Origin of the sequence: Moorena sp. SIO4G3 (assembly GCF_010692305.1) — a bacterium.
Classification (GTDB): domain Bacteria; phylum Cyanobacteriota; class Cyanobacteriia; order Cyanobacteriales; family Coleofasciculaceae; genus Moorena; species Moorena producens_A.
In genome coordinates this window covers 1-3,912 of record NZ_JAAHIG010000575.1, presented here as the reverse complement: position 1 = coordinate 3,912, position 3,912 = coordinate 1, and the positions used below count along the sequence as shown (strand labels likewise).

6 protein-coding genes are annotated in these 3,912 nt (G+C 32.9%); 2 read left to right on the top strand and 4 right to left on the bottom strand.

Annotated features, from left to right (window positions below; translation table 11 throughout):
* Positions 1-232: 232 nt before the first annotated feature.
* Positions 233-409 (bottom strand): hypothetical protein, encoded by a 177-nt coding sequence (locus F6J99_RS42995; RefSeq protein WP_293123049.1) that lies wholly within the window; start codon positions 407-409, stop codon positions 233-235.
* 404 nt (positions 410-813) lie between these two features.
* A complete protein-coding gene (locus F6J99_RS42990) occupies positions 814-984 on the bottom strand; it encodes a hypothetical protein (protein ID WP_168166508.1) in 171 nt (56 codons plus the stop codon).
* A 344-nt stretch (positions 985-1,328) separates the two neighbouring features.
* On the opposite strand from F6J99_RS42990, the gene F6J99_RS42985 reads away from it, so the two are divergent.
* Positions 1,329-1,682 (top strand): peptidylprolyl isomerase, encoded by a 354-nt coding sequence (locus F6J99_RS42985; protein WP_365975383.1) that lies wholly within the window; start codon positions 1,329-1,331, stop codon positions 1,680-1,682.
* 135 nt (positions 1,683-1,817) lie between these two features.
* Here F6J99_RS42985 and F6J99_RS42980 read toward each other — a convergent pair whose 3' ends face one another.
* Positions 1,818-2,033 carry a hypothetical protein gene (locus F6J99_RS42980; RefSeq protein WP_293123046.1) on the bottom strand — a complete coding sequence of 72 codons (216 nt, stop codon included), beginning with the start codon at positions 2,031-2,033 and terminating at the stop codon, positions 1,818-1,820.
* 375 nt (positions 2,034-2,408) lie between these two features.
* On the opposite strand from F6J99_RS42980, the gene F6J99_RS42975 reads away from it, so the two are divergent.
* Positions 2,409-2,561: a hypothetical protein gene (locus tag F6J99_RS42975; RefSeq protein WP_293123043.1), complete on the top strand. Its 153-nt coding sequence runs from the start codon at positions 2,409-2,411 to the stop codon at positions 2,559-2,561.
* Between the two features lie 199 nt (positions 2,562-2,760).
* Here the strand turns inward: F6J99_RS42975 and F6J99_RS42970 are convergent, their stop codons facing one another.
* Positions 2,761-3,747, bottom strand: a complete 987-nt coding sequence (locus tag F6J99_RS42970; RefSeq protein WP_293123040.1) for a hypothetical protein — start codon at positions 3,745-3,747, stop codon at positions 2,761-2,763.
* Between the last annotated feature and the right edge of the window lie 165 nt (positions 3,748-3,912).

Below are 3,912 nucleotides of genomic sequence, written 5' to 3'. Positions count from 1 at the left end.
TAAATAAGTTAAAAAAATATTATAATTGAGCTTAATTGTCACAACCAATTTCCTTTTTTACAACCAAAAATTGAATTAAAAGAAAGTAATTATTTTTTTTAATAAAACATAATAGGCATAATATTAGACGTTAAATAGGATAACATGGCTTATAAATTTTAGGCCATGTTACCCTAAAATTCAGTTATCTAGCAGACAACATATTTTTTGAAATTGTGCTATTCATTGTATGTTAGTTCGTATTGCAACAATTGCAGCTACAGTCACTGCATACTGGACTTGCAGCCAAATGTTGTATACCGCCAACAATATTAAGTTCGTCATTCTTTAAATCCTGGATAAAACTTTCATCATCCACAAATAATTCAACACCAGCAGGTTTGATGTCATTAACTTTGATTTTAGCCATTTGAGTTTTTCTCCACTAATGAATCTGTGTTCGTTACCAGGAATCAATTAGTAATTTTTGATTCCTGTTTTAATCCTATTAAAAATAATTTAGTGTGTCTAGTATTTTGAGAGCTTATTGAGGCTAAACCAAAAACACTTTTGTCACAAAATTAGATGTATCTATCTGCTGCTAAACCTAGTAATAGCTAATAATTAACCTATAAATATCCTTTCCCAATATTCTGATAATTAACCTCTCTCTAATTTAGTGAATCAACTAAACTACTTATGTCCACAAAACTCTTGAAACTGATAAAAACCATAAAAAATAGTCCAAGATTACTCTTGGACTAAAAGACTAAAATTTCCGCTAGGGAGCAATTTTAAGATGCGGAATGTGGCTTACAAAAGTTAATACCTTGATTAATGAGCATCTCGAGGTGTCAGTAGTGTAACCACTAATATAGCCACTGCTGGAGTCCCGCCACCTGTCACATCTAGTTGATCATCAGATAAATCCATCATAAAGCTTTCAGAATCATCGAAGAGGTTGACACCAACAGGATGCAGATCAGAAATTGCAATACTCGCCATTTGGGTTTTTCTCCAATAATGAATGTCTGTGGTTGAACAGAAATCAATTAGTAACTTGTGATTCCTGTTTTTATCCTATTCAAATTAATTTCGTATGTCTAGGATTTTTAGAGCTTATTGAGGCTAAAGCAAAAACAGTTTTGTCATCAAAATCAATGTATTTACCTGCTGCTAAACCTAGTAGTAGCTCACAATTAACCTATAAATCACCTTTACCAGTATTCTGATAGTTAACGTCTCTATAATTTAGGTAATCAACTAAACTAGTTATGTCCACAAAACTAGTGGAGCTGATAAAAACCATAAAAAATAGCCCAAGGCTACTCTTGGACTAAAAGACTAAAATTATTTTCTACAAGTTCGACAAAGGGGAGACAAGTTTCTATGAGATTGCTCACGAATACATCCAGGATACTGAGTTACGGCGCTCTGGAGGATATCGGGGAATAGTTAAGCGTCAGGAGTTTAAGCCGGAAATTTCTGCTGCTGTTTTTGCTGCTGAGCCGCCACAGTTGCTTAAGCCGATTGTGAGTTCTAAGGGAGCGCATCTGATTTTGGTTGAGGAGATTGTTAAATCGGAATTGGATGGGAAGCTGCGTTCTGAGATTGTGTCTGATTTGTTTAGTGGGTGGTTGAAGGGAGAGATTGGGGAAGTTGAAGTTGTTAATGAACTTGAATTAAGTGGTCAATTTGCTTAGGTTATTATTATAAATTTATTGCTCTAATTGTTTTGAGTTAAAAGCTCAGGACTTACGCAGATGAATAAATAAAATGCTATCAGTGAGATGGGAAGATTGGCTGCCCATCTCACCTATTAAGTTGGTGCGTAAGTCTTAAGCAAAGCGAGTTATTGTATCAAGCGTAGCTAAGTCGCATGCGACTTCAGTAGCCTTACAAGTGGGCAATCTGCACCAATCAAGACCACCGTTAATTCTTCCCATTTCCTCACCCTCTTCATTCAGTTCCGTTATAAAGCTTTCTGAATCGTTAAACAACTCAGCACCAGTCAAATTAAGAGCTGAAAGATCGTTGATATTAATATCAGCCATCTGAATTTTTATCCAATAATTAATGTGTGTTATTTGCCAGAAATCAATTAGTAATTTTTGATTCCTGTTTTAATCCTATTAAAATTAATTGACTATGTCTAGGTTGTTTAGAGATTATTGATGCTAAAACCAAAACAATTTTGTCACAAAATTACATGTATTTACCTGCCGCTAAACCTAGTAATAGCTGAAAATTTACCTATAAATAACTTTTTCACTATTATTATAGTTAACCTCTATATAATTTATTGAATAAACTAAAACAGTTATGTCCACAAAACTATTGGAACTGATAAAAGCCATAAAAAAAAAGCCCAAGATTACTCTTGGACTAAAAGAATAAAATTATTTTATACCAGTTTGATGAAGCCGATTGTGACTTCTAAGGGAGTGCATCTGATTTTGGTTGAAGAGATTGTTAAATTGGAATTGGATGATAAGTTGCGTTCTCAGATTATGTCTGATTTGTTTAGTGGGTGGTTGAAGGGAGAGATTGGGGAAGTTGAGATTGTTAATAATCTGGATTAAAATATAGTCGGCCTGACTTTTACTAGTCTTTCAATTTTGTATTGAAGTATAAGTAGTGGTAAAGATGTAGTAATTTGGCTAGGATCTGGTCAAGGTTCGGGGTGGTAAACTCACTACTAGTTTACCACTAACGAAGTATAAAATCTGCTCAAATAATCAGAAGGTTATTTCTGACAAAATAAACCTTAAAATTTTGATTTCACGCTTTTAATACAGTAGGTAAATACTTATAGTTAACTAAATCTTCTATGATCTGTTTTTGTAGTATTTTCGATATTTCAGAATCTATAGTTTTGCAGATTTTAAGAATGTCTAAAACTGTAGCATGCCATAAAAGCGTACAAGAGCCTCTTCCATCGGCTAAAAACTTACTAGATTCTTCAATAAATTCAATAATTTTACCTTTTGCCAAAGCTTGTTTGTTTTTAAACCAAGTGTATTCTCGTTGAAATTGTTTATTGGATAAAAAATCTTCATCTCCAATAATGTTGGAAGCTAAAGCTACTAATTTAGTAGATTCATCATCATTACAGCTAGCAAACAGCTTAGCAACCTCTTCAAAAACTTGAATAACTAAAAATCTTTCATAGTTAAATGATAAATCTTGAACAGATTCAAGTAAATTGATATCTTGAGCAAGTGAGCTATTATGCTTGCCTTCCATATGACTTATTAGGTAGCAAGCAATTTTTATGGCTTTTTCATGATTTCCAGAACATGCTTCAACTTTTAGTAAATTACAGGCAAGATGAATAGGTCTTCCTTGCAAGAAGTCATAACCATATTGGTTTATTAGAGCTATACAGGCTTCTAGAGCTATATGTAAATTGACTCTAGCACCGTCATAATTCCCTTGACGATAATCAAAATAACCTTTAGAAGCATTAAAAGTGTTTTTGATAATCAGAGAACTCTCAGGAGTAAATTGACTAAATTTTATTATCTTATTGGCAGTTAGATTGGCTTGTTCTGCCTCTAGCAATTTACCTTGAAATGATGCAGATAATACCGCTTGACTAGCATGAAAAATTTTTTTAATACTGATAATATCCTCTAGGGGCAAATGAGCTATCATAGTCATTTGCATTCGCTTATCTAAAATATCATCAATATTGTCAATTTTGGGTAAAGGTTTAGAACGACCATAAGAATAGCTTTGAAATAATTGATCTAAATATTTATTCATTAAACTAATCCGCTTGTGTTGAATGTATTAATTCCACCTTCTACAAGTGCAATCACACTGGCCGAAGGTGGTATGTTAATTTTCTACCTTAGGCAGAAAGATAATAAACTATAGCAATCCTATATATTTCACGAATTAGATAGGATTGCTATAGTTTATTATCTT

Excerpts from the sequence above, each read along its gene's own strand:
- F6J99_RS42995 (WP_293123049.1), bottom strand. The coding sequence starts at position 409 with ATGGCTAAAATCAAAGTTAATGACATCAAACCTGCTGGTGTTGAATTA.
- F6J99_RS42990 (WP_168166508.1), bottom strand. The coding sequence starts at position 984 with ATGGCGAGTATTGCAATTTCTGATCTGCATCCTGTTGGTGTCAACCTC.
- F6J99_RS42980 (WP_293123046.1), bottom strand. The coding sequence starts at position 2,033 with ATGGCTGATATTAATATCAACGATCTTTCAGCTCTTAATTTGACTGGT.
- F6J99_RS42970 (WP_293123040.1), bottom strand. The coding sequence starts at position 3,747 with ATGAATAAATATTTAGATCAATTATTTCAAAGCTATTCTTATGGTCGT.